This window comes from Mesorhizobium loti (assembly GCA_014189435.1).
Lineage (GTDB): Bacteria > Pseudomonadota > Alphaproteobacteria > Rhizobiales > Rhizobiaceae > Mesorhizobium > Mesorhizobium loti_G.
In genome coordinates, this window is sequence record CP050293.1 from 2,480,548 (window position 1) to 2,499,379 (window position 18,832).

The following is an 18,832-nucleotide window of genomic DNA, read 5'->3' on the forward strand; positions in this document are numbered from 1 at the left end:
CACTTCTGAGTTAGAGGATAGCGCAGCCGATTTCTCGTGAATGTTAGCAATTTCGACAACAAGCGTGGAGATTTTATCTAGTCGCGAGAGCGAGTTGAATGGCAAGTCCTCCGAATGCTGCTGCGAAGCTACGCCGCATCCAGCGCTGAATAGCAAGGTTGGAAACGATGTGACGGCGCAGGTAAGCGGCAAATACGCCATAGGCCGCGAAGACGATGAAGGTAAGCGCCATGAAGACAAGGCTGAGCTTTAACATCAACATGATTGGGGCAGCTTCACCGACCGTCACGAACTGGGGCAGGAAGGCAAAGAAGAAGATCGACAGTTTCGGATTGAGCAGGTTTATAAGGATGGCCGAGGCGATTACTTGCCGGTCGCTTTTGGCGACGGGAGCGCCGTCGATGCGCAAAACACCGCGTTCGCGGAACATGGACCAAGCCATATATAGCAGATAGGCGACACCGAGCCATTTGAGAATCTGGAACGCTGTGATGCTGGCGTGAAGTAGCGCAGCAAGACCGCTGATAGCACCGATCATATGCGGCACTGTTCCGAGCGTGCAGCCGAAGGCCGCGACGTAGCTGGCCCGCACACCACCCGACAGGCCCGCCGCGAGCGTGTAAATAGTCCCTGTACCGGGAGAAGCGACGATCAGGAGTGTCGTCAGGAGAAATTCGATGCTCATGCCACCGCCACCTTACTCGCCGGCCAGGATGCGAGGATCACAGATTTCAACTCTTCCATCAGCTTGGTAAGGTCTTCGACTGCCGTTGGGTGCAAAGCCTCGGCGACGAGGAAGGCGGTGGCCGTATCCGATCGAACGGCGGAATATCCGCTTTGCCGGTTTGTCCAGCGCCTAGCATGCGCACGGCTGCCGTTGTCCGTGAAGATTATCTCGCCGGGTTCTGGTTTCTCCACCTCACCGGAAAACGTCTGGTAGATTTCCTCGCCAGTCGCGTGTCGTACTTCCAGCGTGCCCTCAATCCTTGCGGCGTCGAAGACCGCGATTGGGATCGCGTATGCAACCGAAGCGGCGTTACACAGGTCGACGAGGGGATGGAGGCGCGGCAGGCGGCCTTCCTTACGAAACCGGCGCAACAGGGCTTCGGAGGCGCATCTATACTGCTTCAGACCCATTTTGGCGAAAGCACGCCGCCACGCCCGTATCTCGGAGAATTCGCCCTCGGACGATACGGCGAGCCTGTTAGTGGCAACGGCATGAAAGCGCGCAATTGCGTCGGAAACGTCGGCGTCGGGATGGATGGGTTCGATGTGGAGGGTGCACGTTGCAAGCTCTGGGAATTCAGAACGCATTGTATTGGCATACTGGAAGGTGACAGGCATATAGCTGGCTCTCTCATGTTTTGAGCCATCGTCCTTCCTGCAGTGCCCTTTCGTCTTGAACGAAATTGCAGGTGCCGCCTAAAGCCGCGCCGCCGCGTAGTATCCTGGCGACATCCCGTAGGTGCGAACGAACAGCCGCGTCATGTGACTTTGGTCTGCAAAGCCGCTCGATGCGGCGGCCTGAGCCAAATCAACCCCGCGCGTGATCAGTCTTTTCGCCAGCTGCAGCCGGCGCTGGATCATATAAGCGTGAGGTGTGAAACCAGTCGCGCGCGCGAAGCCCCGCACCACCTGGAAACGGCTGATTCCGCAAAGCCGCGCCAGATCATCGAGGGTGATGGGTGCGGCCGACTCATCATCGATTTTCGATCTGGCAGCCGCAATCGCCTTCGGAACCGATGGTGGCTTCTTGACGGTTTCTCTGTTCTCAACAAGCTGCTCAAGCAGGAGAAACAGACACTCTTCGGCTTGCATGTGCTGTCCTGTGCTGGAGCAGGCGGTCATGGCGGAAAAAAGCGACCGATATTGGTCCGCTACGGCCCTGTCGCGAATGACAGGATCGGATAGCTCGAAGCTTTTGGCTCGGCCGTCCGTCATGTCGTGAAAAATACTAGAGACGGTCTTCGGCTCAAAATAGAGCATCTGCCACGACCGACCGCCATCGCCGATGGGTGCCCCGTCATGTGCTTCGCCGGGGTTGACGGTGATGACGTCCCCCGTTCCTGCTTCGACGACGCCGCGACCGCTGAGCGAGACCTGCGCACCTCGGTTTATCAATCCGACACCAAACTGATCGTGCATATGGCGTCCGAAGGCGAGCGCGGTGTCAGCCTCGACGGCATCCACACCATCCACTACGGCATTCCTTACCCTGAATGTTGGCAAGCGCTTCTTGTCACCTTGCAATTGCCTAGTCATCCTTGACTTTCTGTAAGCTCGGACTGCAGCCACTTCGTCCTGGTTTGCAGAATTGTCGCATTAAATCCGGATTTGAGCGACGGCTTTGCAGCTGATTTCGGCCAACACATCGGCAGATTTGCTCCATCTGGCCAACGATTCACATCGCGCCCACACGCCAACAGCTTTTGACCATTCGCCCCGGGCGTCGATGGTGATGCCACGCCCGCGTGCCGATCAGCGATCAGGATGTCGACGACAAACCGACCGACGAGACGGACAGCTTGCGCTCGGTCTGCCGCCAGTACGGAATCGACAGGTTCACGCATGCTCCGGATCCAGCGGCTGTCGCGGCTGAAACGCGAGTGGCTGGTCAACCGGTTCGAGAAAATGGCGGGGGAACGTGCTGGAAGATCAGGCTTGTTCGAAACCGCTCCGGCCGCTCGATAGGCAACCAAACCAGCCTGATAGGATTAGACCGGTTGGGAAGGAGACGCGTGAATCATTCCCGTCGCGTGCTGCACGGCTTGTTACGCCATCGCGGCCGTCCGATCCTCGGCTTTCAATGCCTCTAGAGCGAGTGTCAGCGCGACACCAACGGCAGCCGCAGTTTCCGTGTTCGGGCGTAGCGCCGTCTAGGTGACAGGCGAAATGCGCGAAATCGCAGACACTGCCCAGAGCAGCGCAGTCAAGGGCAAGGGGTCTTGTAACTTCGGCTCGCAGCCCTACACTAGACCCGGCTCATGCCATTGCGAAACAGCCTGCGCTGTCCTCATGCCAGTCTGGCGGCGATAGCGGCATAGATCTGCTCCAGCTCTCGCCCCAGCACCGACAATTCATCATGACCGTAGCGATCGAACAGCAGCCCAGGGACCGGCCATCTCACCGTAACCGCATTTTCATCCTCCATGACCACAACCTTCAGGGGCGCCTCTGAAAGCGCAGCCGGATCTGCGCCCAGCAGGCGAACCATGTAGCGCGGATGAAAGAAAAGAATCTGCCGCGTGCGCGCCATGATATAGCCGCCACGTTTCAGCAGCATTTGCGGATCGATTTCATGGATGATCCAGATATCCGCCTCGCGCATACGGTGCGAATGGTCTCGAGGACCGTATCAAATGACGAGCTCGCAGCGACCATGTGCTGGAACTCATGTCCGTCTCGCGGCTGAGCGTAGTCGACTTTTGGCAAACCTGACGGCCCGTCGCTCATCGAACCTCTCCGCGGTGGCGGGCCCAGACTTCACCGCGATAGCGTCGAGCACGCGGGCCGAATAGACCATCGCCGCGCCCGCGCCCAGGGCAACCGCGACGGCGAGCGCCTCGCAAATCTCGTCTGGCTCGGCCCCTGCCTTGAGGGCCGCATCGGCGTGCACGACGATGCAGCCGTCGCAGCGTGCCGTGACCGCGACGGCGAGCGCAATGAGCTCACGGGTCTTCGCCGAAAGCTTCTGCGTCGTTTCACCGGCCGCGCTGAGAGTCTTGTATCCGTTGAGCGTATCCGGCGAGCGTTTGCCCAATTCGCCGATGCGGCCCAGCAACTGCTTGTGATAGCCATTCCAATCGATCATCACGACCGAGCTCCTTCGTTGGTGGAAGTGATGATCCACAAAAGCGAAGTTGCCACGCAAAGGAAATTGCCGATCCTTGTTTAGGCCCTATGCATTTTCGTCTGGGGACGGCCGCCGGGCTCGAGACCGGAGGATTTTTTGCGGATGCCGGTGGCGAGGATTCGCGCTGCCGCCTGCACACGGGGCGTGTTGCGAACCTCGGCGTGAATGCCCATCCAGATATCGCGCGCCGGTACGGGCAGGGGAGTGTTCACCCGAACAAGGCCTGTCGTGTTGTCGCCGATGTAGCGCGGTAGGCAGGCAAGGCCGGCGCCGGCTACCGCCGCATTTGCCTGTGCTTCGCGACTATCCGTTCGCAGCACGGCGGCCGCTTCGTAGGCGATATCTTCGAGCCAAGCGAGATCGGCAATCGCGTCCAGTTCGCTCCGCATCGCAATGATGGCATGACCCTTGAACCCTGTCCCAAAGTCCGGCTCGCTATGCCGGTTGAGATAGGACGGCGCGGCGTAAAGGCTAAAGGCCAAGCCACCGAGTCGCCGCTGGACCACCTCACCTTGCTCGAAACGAACGAAGCGAAAGGCTATGTCCGCCTCGCTTCGCGCCAGATTAGCCCGGCGGGCCTCTCCGAGCAGTTCGATGGTCATGCCGGGATGGGCTTCGGACAGTTCCGCACAGATCGGAGCCAGAACGCGCGCGCAGAACCATTCCGCTGCGCTGACCCGGACGACGCCCTCGGCTCCCGCATCGCGCCCGGAGACCGTTCGCTCGATGGCCAGGGTTTCGGCCTCGATGCGTTCGAGCCTTTCCAGGATCGCAACACCGGACTCAGTGAGCGCAAGCGATCCGGGCAAACGGCGAAAGATTTGTGTGCCAAGGCTGGCCTCGAAAGCCGCGACTCGACGACCCACCGTGGGCTGCGTGGTCCGCAAATTCCGCGCGGCCGCAGAGAGCGAGCCGTGTTTTGCGACCGCCAGCAAAAATCGCAAATCGTCCCAGTTCAACGAGCCCGCCACTGTTCCGGGCTTGGATCGTCGGCTCGCATCCAGATCTAAACGGCTTCTCATTGGTTAGCGGGCTCAGCCCTTTTCTTTTGCACTGTCGCAAAAATTAAAACTACACCCCAACAATGACTTGAAGGGGCACTTATCCGGATAGGCCAAGTGCCAATTGAATGCCGCACAGTAGAATAGTCGTTCTGTGACGTTAGCGGAATACCCTAAGTCATCGCTGTTCTAGGCCCGGGATGGTCCATTGCCATTCTGAAATCAACCAGGCTTCCGCGACCCTAGCACCGAGAAGGTCGTTTGCCCCAGCCGACGCTTGAGATCGAGCAAGGCCAAAGCCTTTCCACGTTTCGCGGAATGAGAGCTCTCCGGGTGATCGGGGGGCTTGTAGGACATGCCGAAGCCAGGAAGGTCCGGGCACACGACGGTGAAGTCAGGCGACAGCAGGTCGGCGACGCAGGATTGGCGGCCCAATCCGCCGAGCCGGACTCGGATGGGGCCACAGTCACTGCTTATTGTCTCGAGGACGAAATTCGTCGAACATGAATATCGAGGCGATGCCTTGCGTCATTGAGCCAGCGAGTGACGCGGTTGTATGACTCTTACGGCGTTGACAAATTCAAGCCAATGATGCCGACAACGACAATCGCGATGAAGGCCATCCGTTGAAAGTCCAGAACCTCCTGGAACACCAAGGTGCCAACCAAAACCGAGCCGACAGCCCCAATTCCAGTCCATACGACATAGGCCATGCCAAGCGGAAGAGCGGACAGTGCTTTGCCAAGGGTGAACACGGATGCCCCAAGCAGAACCAGCGACAATGCTGTCCACCCCCAATTCGCATAGCCATCAGCTTTTTTTGTGGCCAGAGCCCAAGCGACGTCCAGCAGCCCGGAAAGAACGAGTAAGAGCCAGGCCATCGTGTGGCTCATGGTGTGATCCCAAACTGCCCGGCAAGGTCGGTCAACATAGCTTCCGCCGCATTGTTTGCCTTGGCGATTTGGGTCGGATCGCCAGTCGTTGGTCCGACCGGAACGACGACTGCGCTGGTCAATCCGATGAACCGCAGCGCTTGCTTGAGATAGGGTGTGGCAAGGTCTGGTCGCTCCCAACTCCATCCGTCCGAGAAGTCACCCGAACTTGCCAAGACGACCACCGCCGGTCTGTCAGTTAGCAGGGGCAAATATCCAGCGGTTGGATTGAAAGAAAAGCTTATACCGGGCTGGGTGACCAGATCGATGTAGTGTTTGAGCCGATAGGGCGGCGACAGGTTCCACATTGGTGTCGATATCAAGACCGCATCGCTTTGATCGATGCGAGCGACCATTCGACCGATCTCTTCCCAAGCGGCCGCTTCTTCTGGCAGCATGTCTCGCCCTGCCAGTTTAGCGTATTTTGCCGACAGCAATGCCCCGCTGAACTCGGGAAGCGGTTCGGACCAGACATTCAGGTGGTCCACAACGGTATCAGGACGAACAGCTTTGACGGCCGCGATATAGCTTTTGGCGAGGCGGCTCGAGTGAGACCGATCACCTCGAGGCGACGCTTCGATGTGCAAAAGGGAGTGCATATAGGCTTCCTCGTTAGAGTCCCTGGGTCTATACCGTCGCGCAGTTGCAAATTCTCTCATGAAAATGCGAAGCGGATTCGCACCGGTGCGAAGATGATTGATGCGTCCGATCTGAAGCTCGTAGCGACGTTGGCGCGAACGAGGACTGCGGCTGCAGCGGCAAGTGAGCTCCAGACCCATCCCGCGACGATCTACCGTCGGTTGAATAGCCTTGAGCTCGCGGTCGGTGGGCCGCTGTTCGGAAAGGTCTCCGGGCAATACCGCTCGACGCCGCTAGCCAGCGAACTTATCGCGGCACATCAGCGTGTCGAAGATGCGCTTTCCCAGGTTCAGCGGCGAATAGCGGGAGGTGATAAAAGCCTAATTGGTCGCTTGGTGATCACGACCACGGATTCCCTGGTGCCTATCGTGAGCCGTCTGATTGTGGCCTTTCGCGAGGCGCATCAGCAGATCACCTTCACCTTGAATGTTTCAAACGGTTTTGCGGACATGGCCCGGTACGAGGCCGAAATCGCCATCCGGCCTACGCGATCCCCACCAGAGGCGCTGGTGGGGCGGCAAGCGGGTGATTTTAGCTTCGGCGTCTATGCCCGCGCTGGCGTGCCTGATGATGCTTGGATAACCCTGGATGACAGTCTTGCTGCAATTCCTTCCTCGCGATGGCTCCAGGGCAGGATCGGCTCGGGCGGTGGCGTACTGCGGGTAAACAGCATGTGGGCAGCGGCCGAGGCGGCTGCGGCTGGTGCCGGACGGGCGGTTCTACCAGACTACCTAGCAAAGGCACATTTGATGCAGCAGATTGGCGAACCAGTCCGCGAGTTGCAATCCCAAGTGTGGTTGCTTGTACACCCAGACTTGAGACGCGTCCGACGTGTCCGCGCTTTCCTCGATTTTGGATGCCGCTTCCTCAAGAACGAACTTTGACATCGGCTGCCCTGCTGGCGGATCGAACGACTCATCGGCCTGCATTTAAGCTTCGCCGTTGCGGCTGAGCGAAGAGAGCCTCCACGCACCGCGCCCGCAAGGGCTCAATCCTCTGCAATCGGCTCATCCCCTTGACCCGCGACCGACGCGCCATTCCAGAGAAAGGGTTATGTCCGACTGCTGGCCGTCATGGCTCATGCCGTTCTCCTCCGTCACGCCTCTCTATCTTCCGAACGCCCGGCCGCCAGCGCGTTAGGGCTCTCTCCCACGCGATCGCCATGGATATCCATCCCGTCTGCAATATGGGCGTCAGTGCCCATGTCGTGGAACTCACTGGTGGCGGCGAGGCAGTGCGTAGTGCCTGGATGCTTAAGTTCATCGAGGGGCTTCGCGCCTTTGAAACCCTGCTCACACATCCATCGACTGGCGGATTCTGTCATGGCGACAGCCCGACCATGGCGGATTTCTGCCTTGTGCCGCAGGTTTACAATGCCGAGCGCTGGGGTGTCGATCTCAAGGACATGCCCCGCATTCGGGCGATCGTTTCCGCGTGCGTGGAACTCCCGGCCTTTCGCGCGGTCCATCCGGTGCGGTAGATTGCGAAAGTTCGCGCCGTGCACCTAGGGCGACCACTTTGGACCCCACCTCAACGCGCTCTACTTAGGGACGCCGAGAAGGACTCGGCGCTCGCATCATATAGACGGACGATCCGAACCCTCACCAAGGGTCGACGAAGTGCTTCGGCACAATGGTTCACATGCATGTCGCCCAAAAGTGACCTCAGTTTGGAGTGAACCCCTGGCGCTGGACCACGGGACACGAAAAACTGAGGCGCTCTTGGAGCCTCAGAGGGAAAAGGCTCATTTGAAGTCCAAGGACCTCGGGGGCACTCGACAAGCTGCAGCTTTGCGCAGGAAGGGTCGTTAGACGCACTGGAGTAACGCCCGCCCCGCCTCGTCGAACCCATTTTGAAAGCGGAGTTGCTGACTGTCATCGACAAGGATGCGGCAGGGCAACTCAAGACTCGGAAACTCATCCCAGTTCGGTTCAGTCGGCTCGAAACGGTCTAATGAGGGTGCGGCTGCGCGGAGCCGTGCTGGAAGATCAGGATAACGCGCGCCGCATCGATCACACGGGCGCTGGATGGCATCGCCGATCTTTTGACATCCATGCCGCAGCAACGCTACTCGTCGAGCACGCCTGCAGCCGCCGGTCGCGCCGCTGGCGATCATGCCGGCGCGGTCGTATTGCGCGCTTCTCAAAGACCCTTATCCAGCCCACTGTGTGCCTACGAGGGCAATGGGTCTCTCATCTGGGAAATGACGGCCAAAGGCTCAAGGAATTCGCCCAGTGGCCAACACGTAGCGGGCAGGAGGTAACGAAGGATCTCAAGGACAGACGCCTCTGGTACGGCGTGGTAGCCGTGATCGTGGTATTGGTCGTGATTGCGTATGCGGCTGGTTGGTTTGGCGGCACACCGATACCAGCGCCGCAGCAGTGAGAGCGATCGCCATTCTGGCTTGGCGGCAGCTGACTGATCAGTCTCTAAAGGTCGAAGGAAGGGACACCTGATTGGCTGTTTCGCTGGTTCGGCTGCCATCCTGACGACGCACAGGCTGGACCGTTTTGAGATGGCTTCCGCTCAATTTGTTGGACGGACCGGTCCTTGGATCGCGCGCAATCCGCAACACTCCGCCATCGGGCCGGGTAACTTCGATAGCGGTTTCGACACGGACAAACTGCGATCCTACGGAGTAGCCAGGCGCCAGGTCGTGCCAGAAGTCGTACACTGGAGCCACAAGGGCCTAACGACCGGGCGGAAAACTCGCATCGGCCCCGGCCCTCGGCGGTTTCGAAGCTAAACTGCCACTCCCTTGATCCCGCTGCCCGGCCAGCAATGGAGCCGGGCTACTCCAGCACAGACTCTGCCCGTCGATCACCTCGATCGGCACGGACTCCAGACCGACATCGTCGAACAGCCGCGCATTTGACCGCGTTCGCCAAATTAATGGCCGGATCTTTGCGAAGCCTCCACATCTGCGTGAACGAAGCCCTCCAGGCATCATCGTGATTGGACTTCACGATCCGTTGGGGTCACGCTGGCTGCAGGCATAAGAAGGATATGGGTGGACCAACTATCGTCCGAATAGGAGGCCAACATGAAACACCAAACGATCGAGCAACTGCAGATCGTCGCCGAGATCGATCAGGCCTACCCGCGCCAGGCCATGTCGCGCAGCGAACGTCTTGAACGCTGGGCGGAGCTCCTCGAACGGAACCCTGACCGGCGTCTCTCGACACTGCCTCAGACCGAGTATCAGCCGGTTAGAGCACGCGGGGCCATGCGCGGCGACGGCTCGCCGATCTCAGTCGCTTTCGAGGATCCTGTCCTGCGCGCCGCCGGGTTGGAAAACGACAACTACGGCGAAGCGAAGCGGTTCTTCGAACTGACCGACAGGCAATTGCATGAGATCATCTGCTATTGTCATTTTGGCGCAACGGTGACCGCCGCAACGGCCGCCCGTCACATCCGTGCGGTGCGTACCGGGAGACAGCCCGGCATGTTCGCTCGGTTGCGCGACGCGTTCGTCGGATAAAGCCAGCGCCGTTTCGCAGCATCATTTTTGAAGCGCTCGCATGGAAAGCCTCCGCCGCAGCGCGGGCAAGCGCTCCCCACGCGGGAAGGCTGCGTTGTATGAGGGATGGTGCGGTCATGATTATCCGAGGTGCTTTTCGAGAGCGGCGTCAAGGTCTGCTGGGCTGAGCTGCACCATCTGTTGCGCCGAACTCTGCAGGGCGATTGCCGGCAGGTGAATGAACGCGCCGACGCGTCGCCAGGCAAGCCTGAAAAATTTGGCACTCCTTCTACAGGGCCGGTGAAGCCGCCCCGACGGTTGGGTAGCGACTGCGCGAGACCGGATGGCCATCGCTAGCTCTCCGCATGGCTAAAGACCACAGCGCCGTTGTCGTTACGAACTTCAACGGCGACGATTCCATCGTCACCTTTTCGGGTCTGGAACATCTTGATTGCATGGTCTTTCGCAGTCTTCTCGGCGTCGAACGTCTCCTTGTCGACGATGCCCTGTCTTCCGTACCAGATGACAGTGAAGGCCATTTTTGGTCGTTCCTTTGCGCCAAGTATACAGGAATTCAGGGCGGTAGGGGATGAAAGCACGGTGCCACATTCAAGCATTGGCGCTCCACAGGGCCGGTGAACTAGCCGCATCTGGACTCCAAACGGCAAGAGGTCGCATTCTGCCCTGGGGGAAGAGGGGCGTGGACAAGCACCCCTACGACAATCGCTCTGGACAGTGGCGCAAGGGTACCCGCCGGCAAACGCCGTCGTCGTTCTGGCAACCCGTCGTGGTGGGTGTCCATCTTTGCGGGCGGCGCATTCCTGGCCGGCTTGCTGACCCTTGAAATCGACCCACCTCTCGTAGGCTGCAACATCAAGGGCAATATCAGCTACAACACAGGCGAGCGCATCTACCATGTTCCGCGGACAGGAATACTACTGGCAGACACGTATAAGCCTTTGGAAAGGGGAGCGGTGGTTTTGCTCTGAAGCGGCCGCCCGCAAAGCTGGCTGGCGGAAATCGAGACTGGCCTTTTTATTAAGCATATGAGCCCAGTACGAAGACGCCATGTGGCGCGCTCGCCCAGTGTTGCGACGCTGAGCTGAAGATCCACATGCAACGCCAGTTGCGAAGCGTCTCTTCGCTCAGCTGTCCGCGGTAGTGAGCGATGGCGTCTTAGAGTGAGATAGTTCGAGTCAGACACGGGGCGCTATTGCGTTGATGGAGTTCTTGATCGGCGACCGCCCTTGGCTACCAAGCGCAACGAACGCCGGCGGAAGAAAGAGGCGGCTTAAGGAAGTGACTTGGCTAGATCAACCGATGCCGCTCCTTAGATTCGTTTGCCCGTCGCCTCGTGCCATTGGTGTCAGTGGTTTTAGCTCGATGCGCCGCGTCGCTTTGAGCACGATCTGTGTTCTTCTTCCTTCCGCTAGCGCCGCCTTCATTCTCCCATCGCTCGATCGTCCTCCGTTCGAGCGCCTTACGCGTCTTAAGCACGTCGAACTCAATGCCGACGCCAGCCGATAGAGCTTCGCTTGCGATGGCGTCGGCAAGATCGGCGTCGGAGATTTCCAGTTCAGGAAAGATCTGTCTTATTGCTGCTAGGGCTTCCGAGAGAGCAAATGATTTCGGGTCTCTTTGGACCTCGTTGAGGAAGGCGCTAATTGCGGCGCGCACTTCAGGCTGAATTCGGTGGGTCGGGTCCGCGCTATTCATGGCGATTCTCCTGGCAATCGTCTTAACGGTGCATACACGTTGAGGGTTCCCTCACGCGCGCGGGCAGCAGTATCCGCGGGCATGAGTGGTTGGCCGCATTCACCGTGGCATTTATTCGCCTAGTTCTCCGGCCATTCGCGCAGGACGAGCTGATGACGATGTGGAAGATTGGCCGCGATGTCGGCAATATGTACCATTGGAACGGCCGGCTTCTGCCGGTCGAGGATCTGTGCGCCCTGGCACGCGAACATGACATCATCACCGTGGTCGACGGAGCGCAGACCTTCGCCCAGATGCCGCTCAGCTTCCGAAAGCTCGACTGCGACATCTTCGTGACGAGCTTGCATAAATGGCTCGGCGCGCAGGTGGGCAACGGCATGTTAGTTGTCAGGAAGAAAAAGGAATTGACCTGCGGGCTGTCGCGCGTGTTCTGTAAAAAGGTTGGATCGGATGCAACATCGCGTCCAAGATATTCTAATCCTCTTCGAGCCGACCACCAGGGAAAGCTGGGGCGCTAATGGCAAGCAAAGATGGGCAAAATCAGAGTGACCCGCGTTGGCATAGGCTTTAGGACCAAGACAAGATGGCCGGTGCCGTGTCCTTCGCCATCGACGAGGCTTAGCTGTTTTCCGGTTTGCTCCACCTGCTTCAATGCCCGGCGAATTTCTCCATCAGTAAGGCTAGGCACAGGGCTCTCCTGTCGGCTCTCAAGTGGGGTCGCCAGACGGGTAAGCAGGGGTCGGCGACTGGGGTCACAGGGGGCTGCAATCCTCCTTAAAACAGGCCCCACCCTGCCACAATATCCGGGAGTTCGACAAGTAAAAAATGTCGATGATTCAATGTGTAACAGCGTGATCCTACGTGATAGAAATAGGATGAGTGGGATGGTTATGCACCAATACACTTTGACAGTAATCACATTATTTATCAAATACTTGCGCTCCATTTCTAGAACGCTGGTGCCGTTAACTGGGGCATGTATCGAGTGACCGCTTGTGATCTTTCACGCTTGGGCATGATCGCATTTGCTCAGTACTCTGACGTCCCGATCAACCACGGAATCCGAACGCTCATCTATATAGCCAGCGCCCCTCGGAACGGCTGAACGGCCTCTCTGCTACTCTGGCGGAGCCGCCTTTACCAGCGGCAGTGCGCGTGTGGATCTGAAGACAACGAGGATCGATTTGTCCTAGGCCTCATGAGTCATATACCAACTCGGCGCTAATCGCAGAATTCGGTGATCTTTCCAACTGGCCGATCAAATGACCTCGACACGATCGAGATAACTGGACAATTCGCCTACCCATTTCCGCGACGCTTCGGCGTCGGCGATTTCCGCCGCTTGTTCAAGGCCTGCGCCAATGTCAGTAATGGCTTGGAATCCGAACGCGCCACCAGATCCCCTCATATTGTGCCCCAGGATCAAGACCGCCTCGAAGTCAAACCTATCCAGAGCTTCAACCATCGCAATGGCGCCCTCCCGACAATTCCTGAGATAGGCGGGTGTGCGTTCCATCAATCTTTGGTCCGCCCTTGAGGTCGTGCGCAGCGGCTCGCCATCCTTTCGTGCCGATGGCACTGCCACCACGGAATAGTCCCTTATCGCTTGCAGCAGGATGTGCTGTTTGATGGGTTTGCTTAGATAGGCCGTGCACCCCGCCGCGAGGCATGTCTCCCGATCCCCTTTCAGAGCAGAGGCCGTCAGGGCGATGATCGGTGTTGGCGCACGATCGTTCGTCTTCTCCCAAGCTCGAATGGTTCGCGTTGCGGTCAAACCGTCCATGAGCGGCATCTGTCGGTCCATCAGGACAAGATCATAATGGCCCGCCGTGAACATCTGGCAGGCCAATGCTCCCGTTTCGGCCACGTCGATCCGGTAGGGAGTATCCTCGAGATAGGCGAGGGCGATCGTGCAGTTGTCGGGTGAGTCCTCGGCGAGAAGGATCCGCAGCGCGGGCAGTGGTGCCTCTGCCCCCATGCCGGCGGGCGTGGCCGCCGGCCGGTTGGCCTCAGCCCAGACCTCGAATGGGAGAGCAAAGCCAAACACGCTTCCTTTCCCAACTTCGCTTTCCACCCAGATGCGTCCATCCATCAACTCAACCAGGCGCTTCGAAATCGTGAGACCCAGCCCCGATCCACCGAACCTGCGGGTGGTCGATGAGTCGGCCTGCGTGAACCGTTCAAACACCTGCCCCAATTTCTCTGCTGCAATGCCTATGCCGGTATCCGAAACGGTGAACCGCAGGGCGGTTGGAACCGAGCGATCCCCATCCGGCTCAACCTTTAAAAATACCCGCCCTGATTGGGTGAACTTGATCGCATTGCCAAGCAGGTTGAGGAGCACCTGCCGCAACCGTGTCGGATCACCGATGAGGTCGGTGTCGACGTCCGGCGCGATCTCGCAGACCAGTGCCAGCCCTTTTTCATGTGCACGAGGCGCCACCATCTCCATCACCTTCTCCAGGTGGTCAGCCAACGAAAAGCCTGTCTGCTCTAGCTCAAGCTGCGAGGCTTCGACCTTGGAGAGATCGAGGATGTCGTTGATCAGGTTCAGCAGGTTGTCGCCGGCGCGGCGGAAGATCTGCACGAACTTGTCCTGCTCGGGGGTGAGCGCGGTCTTCGCCAGCAAGTCTGAGATGCCCATGATCGCATTCATCGGCGTGCGGATCTCATGACTCATGCTGGCCAGGAAGTCCGACTTGGTCCGGCTGGCGCTCTCGGCGACGGCCTTGGCCTGCTGCAGCTCCACCTCGACCCGCTTGCGCTCCGTGACGTCGCGCGCCGCGGCGAAGACGCCCTCCAGCTTACGGTTCCGGTCGTAAAAGGTGGTGGCGTTGTAGGACACCACAGTCTGCTTACCGTCGCGGGCCCGCGCCGTCAGCTCGTAGTCGGTGACCGACTTTTCGCGCAGCACGCGCTTGATCGCCGCTTCGGCCCGTCCCGGATCGGTGAAGTAGTCCTTGAACGGCGCGCCGATCAGCTCGTCGCGCGTGCAGCCGGTGAGCGCCTCCATCTGCTTGTTGACGTCGGTGATGATGCCGGAGGGGTCTGTGGTCATGATCGCGTCGATGTTGGATTCGATCAGCGAGCGGGTGTAGAATTGCTGGTCGCGCAGGCGCTGATCGGACTTTTTCTGCTCTTCTTCGACCTGCTTGCGTGCGGTGTTGTCGGTGCCGATGAGCAGATAGCCAATGATGGCGCCCTGAGCGTCGCGCAGGGCCGTGACCGAGACGAGCGCCGGAAACCGGGTTCCATCCTTGCGGATGTAGGTCAGCTCGTAGATGTCCTCGATCCCCCGTGAGGCTTTGAAGACCAGGGCCTCGAAGCCGGGCGTGATTGGGGTTCCGAGTTCGACGCTCAGCTCCTCGGCGCGGGCGATCAGTTCCTCCGGATCGGAAATGTCGGCCGGCGTGATCTTGTTCATCACTTCGCCGGCCGCGTAGCCCAGCATGCGCTCGGCCCCGACGTTGAAGATCTGGATCACGCCCTTGGCGTCGGTGGCGATGCTGGAGAAGTTGGCGCTGTTGAAGATGGCGCTTTGCAGAGCGCCGGCCTTGAGCTCGGTGCCGATCAGCAGATAGCCGATGATGGCGTCCTGAGCGTCGCGCAGGGCGGTGACATTCACGACCGCCGGGAACCGGGTCCCATCCTTGCGGATATAGGTCAGCTCATAGATGTCCTCGATGCCGCGCGAGGCCTTGAACACCAGGGCCTCGAAGCCGGGTGTGATCGGGGTGCCGAGTTCGACGCTCAGCGCTTCGGCGCGGGCGATCAGCTCATGCGGATCGGAGATATCGGCCGGCGTGATCTTGTTCATCACCTCGGCAGCCGCATAGCCCAGCATGCGCTCGGCGCCGACGTTGAAGATCTGGATCACGCCCTTGGCGTCGGTGGCGATGCTGGAGAAGTTGGCGCTGTTGAAGATCGCGTTCTGCAGGGCGCCTGCCTGGAGCAGGGCCTCCTCAGCCTCCTTGCGCGCGGTGTTGTCGGTGCCGATCAGCAGGTAGCCGATGATGGCGTCCTGCGCGTCGCGCAGCGCGGTGACGTTCACGACCGCCGGGAACCGGGTGCCGTCCTTGCGGATATAGGTCAGCTCATAGATGTCCTCGATCCCGCGCGACGCCTTGAAGACCAGGGCCTCGAAGCCGGGCGTGATCGAGGTGCCGAGTTCGACGCTCAACGCCTCGGCCCGGGCGATCAACTCCTGCGGATCGGAGATGTCGGCCGGGGTGATCGTGTTCATCATCTCGGCCGCGGTGTAACCGAGCATCCGCTCGGCGCCTACGTTGAAGATCTGAATCACACCTTTGGCGTCGGTGGCGATGCTAGAGAAGTTGGCGCTGTTGAAGATCGCGCTCTGCAACGCGCCTGCCTGGCGGAGCGCCTCTTCAGCCTCCTTGCGCGCGGTATTGTCGGTGCCGATCAGGAGGTATCCGATGATGCCGTCCTGCGCGTCGCGCAGCGCTGTGACTGACACCACCGCCGGAAACCGACTTCCGTCTTTGCGAATATAAGTCAGCTCATAGATGTCCTCGATTCCGCGCGAGGCCTTGAACACCAGGGCCTCGAAGCCTGGCGTGATCGAAGTCGAAAGCTCCGTGCTCAAGGCTTGAGCGCGCGCAATCAACTCCTGTGGATCGGAGATGTCGGCCGGGGTGATCGTGTTCATCACTTCGGCAGCCGTGTAGCCAAGCATCCGCTCGGCGCCGACGTTGAAGATCTGAATCACCCCTTTGGCGTCGGTGGCGATGCTGGAAAAGTTCGCACTGTTAAAGATCGCGCTCTGCAGGGCGCCCGCTTTAACGATGGACTCGTCCGTCTGATGATGTGCTGCGTTGTCAGGGGACAGGGCAAGTAGGTTCTCGATGTCCTTCTCCGTGGGTAAATTCGAGATCAGGTTTCCTAACAAAGATCTACGGCCGCGACTCGTTCAATGTTGAAAGCCACGAAGCCATGTCAGTGAAGAAGTTCTTTGACGGAATATTCAAGTTGAGCCGGAGAATAGGGCTTCTGAAGGAATTGACCCCCATCGACGAACATCTCTGTCATATCGGCGGTGAGAGGGCTGCCGGACGTGTATAGCACCCGCAATCCCGGCTGAAGCTTGATGGCCTGGTTCGCCACGTCGTATCCGCCGAAGGCCAATGCACTGAGGCGGATATCGACAAAGAGCGCGTCAATTTGTGGAGGCGTCGACAGGTGCAAGAGTGCGGCGGCCAGATCGCCGGCCAGGAGGACGGTATGACCCAGGTCGCCAATTGTCCACTCGGCGGTTTGGCGGATGAATACCTCGTCTTCAACGATGAGAATAACGGCCATCAATGGGCCATGAGCAGCAAAATCGGCATGTTATCAGAAGCCCCCTGACTGCGGAGCTCGCAGTCAACACGAAACTCGCGTCTCGGGGGAAGGTTCCATGAGGTGTCGTATTATGTTCGTGAGCGATGGCTGTCTTTGTGAACCCGACATGCATACGTTGAATCGAACGCCATCCGCACGCTCTCGCTAAAGGCCTTCTAGGGGCAGTATGTGCCTGCTGACGCCGTGGGCCGCGTAAGAAGTACTTACCGAAAAAGCCCATCTAAACCTCCTCTTGCGCTTCAACGGGGGTGTCGACCAACTGCAAAATGACCCTGTCGACTTGGAATCCTTCGAAAGGAAGTTTCGACTGGCAAATTAGTTCCGGCAATCGGCACCAGCCCCCCGCCGTCACCGAGATACGCCAATAGGCCCTGCGCTGGAGCTTTTGCTGACTTGGCGAGTTGTTAGACCAGATTTCATCGGCGAAAGGCACCCATGGGCGCGAAACATGCCAATCCAGTCGTCGGTCCGTCAAAGCCGCGATTGCTCGGCGTGCTTGGCCCCGGTCTGATTACTGGTGCCTCCGACGATGATCCAAGCGGCATTGCAACTTATTCGCAAACCGGCGCCCAATTCGGATTCGCCCTGACATGGACGATGCTCTTCAGCTACCCGCTAATGTCGGTCGTTCAGGAAATCAGCGGGCGGATTGGCCGGACCACCGGGCGAGGCATTGCAGGCAACATGCGGCTCTACTATCCGAATTGGCTGCTGCAATCCGTCGTAGCCCTCCTGCTCATCGCCAACACCATCAACATCGGCGCCGATCTCGGCGCCATGGCGGATGCCTTGAGGCTGATCGTAGGGGGTCCCCTGCTTGTTTATGTCGTTCTGTTCGGGGCGGTGTCGGTCGTTCTCCAGGTTTTCCTGAAATACAGCCGATACGTTTCCGTTCTTAAATGGCTGACGCTGTCGCTGTTCGCTTATTTCGGAACCGCTATGGTGGTTCACGTTCCCTGGAATGAGGTGGCGAAAGGTCTGTTCATCCCCACATTCACCTCGGATGCTCCATTCTGGACCGCGGTGGTCGCGATTTTTGGGACCACCATCAGTCCCTATCTGTTCTTCTGGCAGGCCTCCCAGGAGGTGGAGGACATGAAGGCCAAGCCAGAGCGCGATCCGCTCAAAGGCGCCCCCAAACAAGCGCAAGGTGCGATCGAGCGCATCCGTCTGGATACCTATGTCGGCATGGCGTTTTCCAATATTGTCGCCCTCGCCATCATGATCACCGCCGGAGCTACCTTGCACGTCAACGGCGTCACCGACATCGAAACCACGAGCCAGGCGGCTGAAGCCTTGAAGCCAGTTGCCGGCTCGTTTGCCTTTTTCATTTTCGCGCTCGGGGTCATCGGCACAGGACTGCTCGCCATCCCGGTACTCGCCGGCTCGGCTGGCTATGCGCTCGGTGAATCGCGAAAGTGGCCAACCGGGCTGGAGCGCGAGCCGCTCGAGGCCAAGGCCTTCTACGGGACAATCGCAGTGGCCACCCTCATCGGCGCGGCTCTCAACTTCACCCCGATCAATCCGATAAGGGCCCTTTTCTGGAGCGCGGTGGTCAATGGTGTCGTCGCGGTCCCCGTGATGGCGATCATGATGTTGATGACGGCGCGACGCGAGGTCATGGGCACAAGCACGGTTTCGCTGGCAATGCGGCTCGTCGGCTGGCTCGCAACTGCCGTCATGGCGGCGGCAGCCGTGGTCATGATCTTCCAGCTGTTCTGGTGATTAGGCCCCGATGCCCTTCTGCTACTAGGCAAACTGTTGATCGCAAATGACGTATCCATTTGGACACGGAACGAAAGGCCGATCACCGAATTATTACTGCATCGTAACGCAGTAACGGGAGGCTCTCATGGGACGCGGCATCTTG

General features: G+C 59.2%; 18 protein-coding genes and 2 pseudogenes. 6 read left to right on the plus strand and 14 right to left on the minus strand.

From position 1 onward, the window contains the following. Positions 1–73: 73 nt before the first annotated feature. From HB777_11895 to HB777_11935, 9 genes are all read right to left on the minus strand, one after another. Entirely contained in the window at positions 74–685 is a 612-nt protein-coding gene (locus tag HB777_11895; protein ID QND64552.1) for a LysE family translocator, read from the minus strand. Then, the gene (locus HB777_11900) at positions 682–1,344 is read right to left on the minus strand and encodes a hypothetical protein (protein QND64553.1); all 663 of its coding nucleotides are present in this window, start codon (positions 1,342–1,344) and stop codon (positions 682–684) included. The genes HB777_11895 and HB777_11900 overlap by 4 nt, the downstream gene beginning before the upstream one ends. Before the next feature lie 78 nt (positions 1,345–1,422). Further along, complete coding sequence (locus HB777_11905) at positions 1,423–2,262, minus strand: AraC family transcriptional regulator (GenBank protein ID QND64554.1); 840 nt, start codon at positions 2,260–2,262, stop codon at positions 1,423–1,425. After that, positions 2,259–2,570 (minus strand): hypothetical protein, encoded by a 312-nt coding sequence (locus HB777_11910; GenBank protein QND64555.1) that lies wholly within the window; start codon positions 2,568–2,570, stop codon positions 2,259–2,261. The genes HB777_11905 and HB777_11910 overlap by 4 nt, the downstream gene beginning before the upstream one ends. 443 nt (positions 2,571–3,013) lie before the next feature. After that, entirely contained in the window at positions 3,014–3,328 is a 315-nt protein-coding gene (locus tag HB777_11915; protein QND64556.1) for a DUF302 domain-containing protein, read from the minus strand. A 63-nt stretch (positions 3,329–3,391) separates the two neighbouring features. After that, a complete protein-coding gene (locus HB777_11920) occupies positions 3,392–3,811 on the minus strand; it encodes a carboxymuconolactone decarboxylase family protein (GenBank protein ID QND68741.1) in 420 nt (139 codons plus the stop codon). Positions 3,812–3,891: 80 nt separating this feature from the next. Further along, on the minus strand, positions 3,892–4,812 hold the full coding sequence (locus HB777_11925) for a LysR family transcriptional regulator (protein ID QND64557.1): 921 nt from the start codon (positions 4,810–4,812) through the stop codon (positions 3,892–3,894). A gap of 605 nt (positions 4,813–5,417) precedes the next feature. Next, positions 5,418–5,735: a multidrug efflux SMR transporter gene (locus tag HB777_11930; GenBank protein QND68742.1), complete on the minus strand. Its 318-nt coding sequence runs from the start codon at positions 5,733–5,735 to the stop codon at positions 5,418–5,420. An 8-nt stretch (positions 5,736–5,743) separates the two neighbouring features. After that, entirely contained in the window at positions 5,744–6,385 is a 642-nt protein-coding gene (locus tag HB777_11935) for an FMN-dependent NADH-azoreductase (protein QND64558.1), read from the minus strand. 93 nt (positions 6,386–6,478) lie between these two features. Between HB777_11935 and HB777_11940 the strand changes: the two genes are divergently transcribed. The 4 genes and pseudogenes from HB777_11940 to HB777_11955 all read left to right on the plus strand — a co-directional run bounded on the left by HB777_11940 (position 6,479) and on the right by HB777_11955 (position 9,906). Beyond that, complete coding sequence (locus HB777_11940; protein QND64559.1) at positions 6,479–7,309, plus strand: LysR family transcriptional regulator; 831 nt, start codon at positions 6,479–6,481, stop codon at positions 7,307–7,309. A gap of 278 nt (positions 7,310–7,587) precedes the next feature. Beyond that, entirely contained in the window at positions 7,588–7,905 is a 318-nt protein-coding gene (locus tag HB777_11945) for a hypothetical protein (protein QND64560.1), read from the plus strand. Between the two features lie 1,134 nt (positions 7,906–9,039). Further along, positions 9,040–9,146: pseudogene (locus HB777_11950) on the plus strand (IS6 family transposase). Between the two features lie 322 nt (positions 9,147–9,468). Next, entirely contained in the window at positions 9,469–9,906 is a 438-nt protein-coding gene (locus HB777_11955; protein ID QND64561.1) for a hypothetical protein, read from the plus strand. Between the two features lie 332 nt (positions 9,907–10,238). On the opposite strand, the gene HB777_11960 is transcribed toward HB777_11955, so the two are convergent. Together HB777_11960 and HB777_11965 are read right to left on the minus strand one after the other, a co-directional pair. Continuing rightward, positions 10,239–10,424: a hypothetical protein gene (locus HB777_11960; protein ID QND64562.1), complete on the minus strand. Its 186-nt coding sequence runs from the start codon at positions 10,422–10,424 to the stop codon at positions 10,239–10,241. A 769-nt stretch (positions 10,425–11,193) separates the two neighbouring features. Beyond that, positions 11,194–11,601 (minus strand): hypothetical protein, encoded by a 408-nt coding sequence (locus HB777_11965; GenBank protein QND64563.1) that lies wholly within the window; start codon positions 11,599–11,601, stop codon positions 11,194–11,196. Positions 11,602–11,753: 152 nt separating this feature from the next. On the opposite strand from HB777_11965, the gene HB777_11970 reads away from it, so the two are divergent. Continuing rightward, a complete protein-coding gene (locus HB777_11970) occupies positions 11,754–12,119 on the plus strand; it encodes an aminotransferase class V-fold PLP-dependent enzyme (GenBank protein QND68743.1) in 366 nt (121 codons plus the stop codon). A gap of 26 nt (positions 12,120–12,145) precedes the next feature. On the opposite strand, the pseudogene HB777_11975 reads toward HB777_11970, so the two are convergent. The 3 genes and pseudogenes from HB777_11975 to HB777_11985 form a co-directional block, all read right to left on the minus strand. Next, positions 12,146–12,289 (minus strand): annotated as a pseudogene (locus tag HB777_11975) (site-specific integrase). Positions 12,290–12,859: 570 nt separating this feature from the next. Further along, a complete protein-coding gene (locus HB777_11980; protein QND68744.1) occupies positions 12,860–16,468 on the minus strand; it encodes a PAS domain S-box protein in 3,609 nt (1,202 codons plus the stop codon). An 89-nt stretch (positions 16,469–16,557) separates the two neighbouring features. Next, positions 16,558–16,920, minus strand: a complete 363-nt coding sequence (locus tag HB777_11985) for a response regulator (GenBank protein ID QND64564.1) — start codon at positions 16,918–16,920, stop codon at positions 16,558–16,560. A gap of 477 nt (positions 16,921–17,397) precedes the next feature. Here HB777_11985 and HB777_11990 point away from each other — a divergent pair, with 477 nt between their 5' ends. Beyond that, positions 17,398–18,687: a divalent metal cation transporter gene (locus HB777_11990; protein QND64565.1), complete on the plus strand. Its 1,290-nt coding sequence runs from the start codon at positions 17,398–17,400 to the stop codon at positions 18,685–18,687. Positions 18,688–18,832 lie beyond the last annotated feature (145 nt).

Bases quoted from the DNA above. Each gene is read 5' to 3' on its own strand.
- HB777_11970 (QND68743.1), top strand. From the start codon at position 11,754: ATGACGATGTGGAAGATTGGCCGCGATGTCGGCAATATGTACCATTGG.
- HB777_11960 (QND64562.1), bottom strand. From the start codon at position 10,424: ATGGCCTTCACTGTCATCTGGTACGGAAGACAGGGCATCGTCGACAAG.
- HB777_11990 (QND64565.1), top strand. From the start codon at position 17,398: ATGGGCGCGAAACATGCCAATCCAGTCGTCGGTCCGTCAAAGCCGCGA.
- HB777_11920 (QND68741.1), bottom strand. From the start codon at position 3,811: ATGATCGATTGGAATGGCTATCACAAGCAGTTGCTGGGCCGCATCGGC.
- HB777_11915 (QND64556.1), bottom strand. From the start codon at position 3,328: ATGCGCGAGGCGGATATCTGGATCATCCATGAAATCGATCCGCAAATG.
- HB777_11910 (QND64555.1), bottom strand. From the start codon at position 2,570: ATGCGTGAACCTGTCGATTCCGTACTGGCGGCAGACCGAGCGCAAGCT.
- HB777_11905 (QND64554.1), bottom strand. From the start codon at position 2,262: ATGACTAGGCAATTGCAAGGTGACAAGAAGCGCTTGCCAACATTCAGG.
- HB777_11900 (QND64553.1), bottom strand. From the start codon at position 1,344: ATGCCTGTCACCTTCCAGTATGCCAATACAATGCGTTCTGAATTCCCA.
- HB777_11945 (QND64560.1), top strand. From the start codon at position 7,588: ATGGATATCCATCCCGTCTGCAATATGGGCGTCAGTGCCCATGTCGTG.
- HB777_11965 (QND64563.1), bottom strand. From the start codon at position 11,601: ATGAATAGCGCGGACCCGACCCACCGAATTCAGCCTGAAGTGCGCGCC.
- HB777_11930 (QND68742.1), bottom strand. From the start codon at position 5,735: ATGGCCTGGCTCTTACTCGTTCTTTCCGGGCTGCTGGACGTCGCTTGG.
- HB777_11955 (QND64561.1), top strand. From the start codon at position 9,469: ATGAAACACCAAACGATCGAGCAACTGCAGATCGTCGCCGAGATCGAT.
- HB777_11895 (QND64552.1), bottom strand. From the start codon at position 685: ATGAGCATCGAATTTCTCCTGACGACACTCCTGATCGTCGCTTCTCCC.
- HB777_11985 (QND64564.1), bottom strand. From the start codon at position 16,920: ATGGCCGTTATTCTCATCGTTGAAGACGAGGTATTCATCCGCCAAACC.
- HB777_11940 (QND64559.1), top strand. From the start codon at position 6,479: ATGATTGATGCGTCCGATCTGAAGCTCGTAGCGACGTTGGCGCGAACG.
- HB777_11935 (QND64558.1), bottom strand. From the start codon at position 6,385: ATGCACTCCCTTTTGCACATCGAAGCGTCGCCTCGAGGTGATCGGTCT.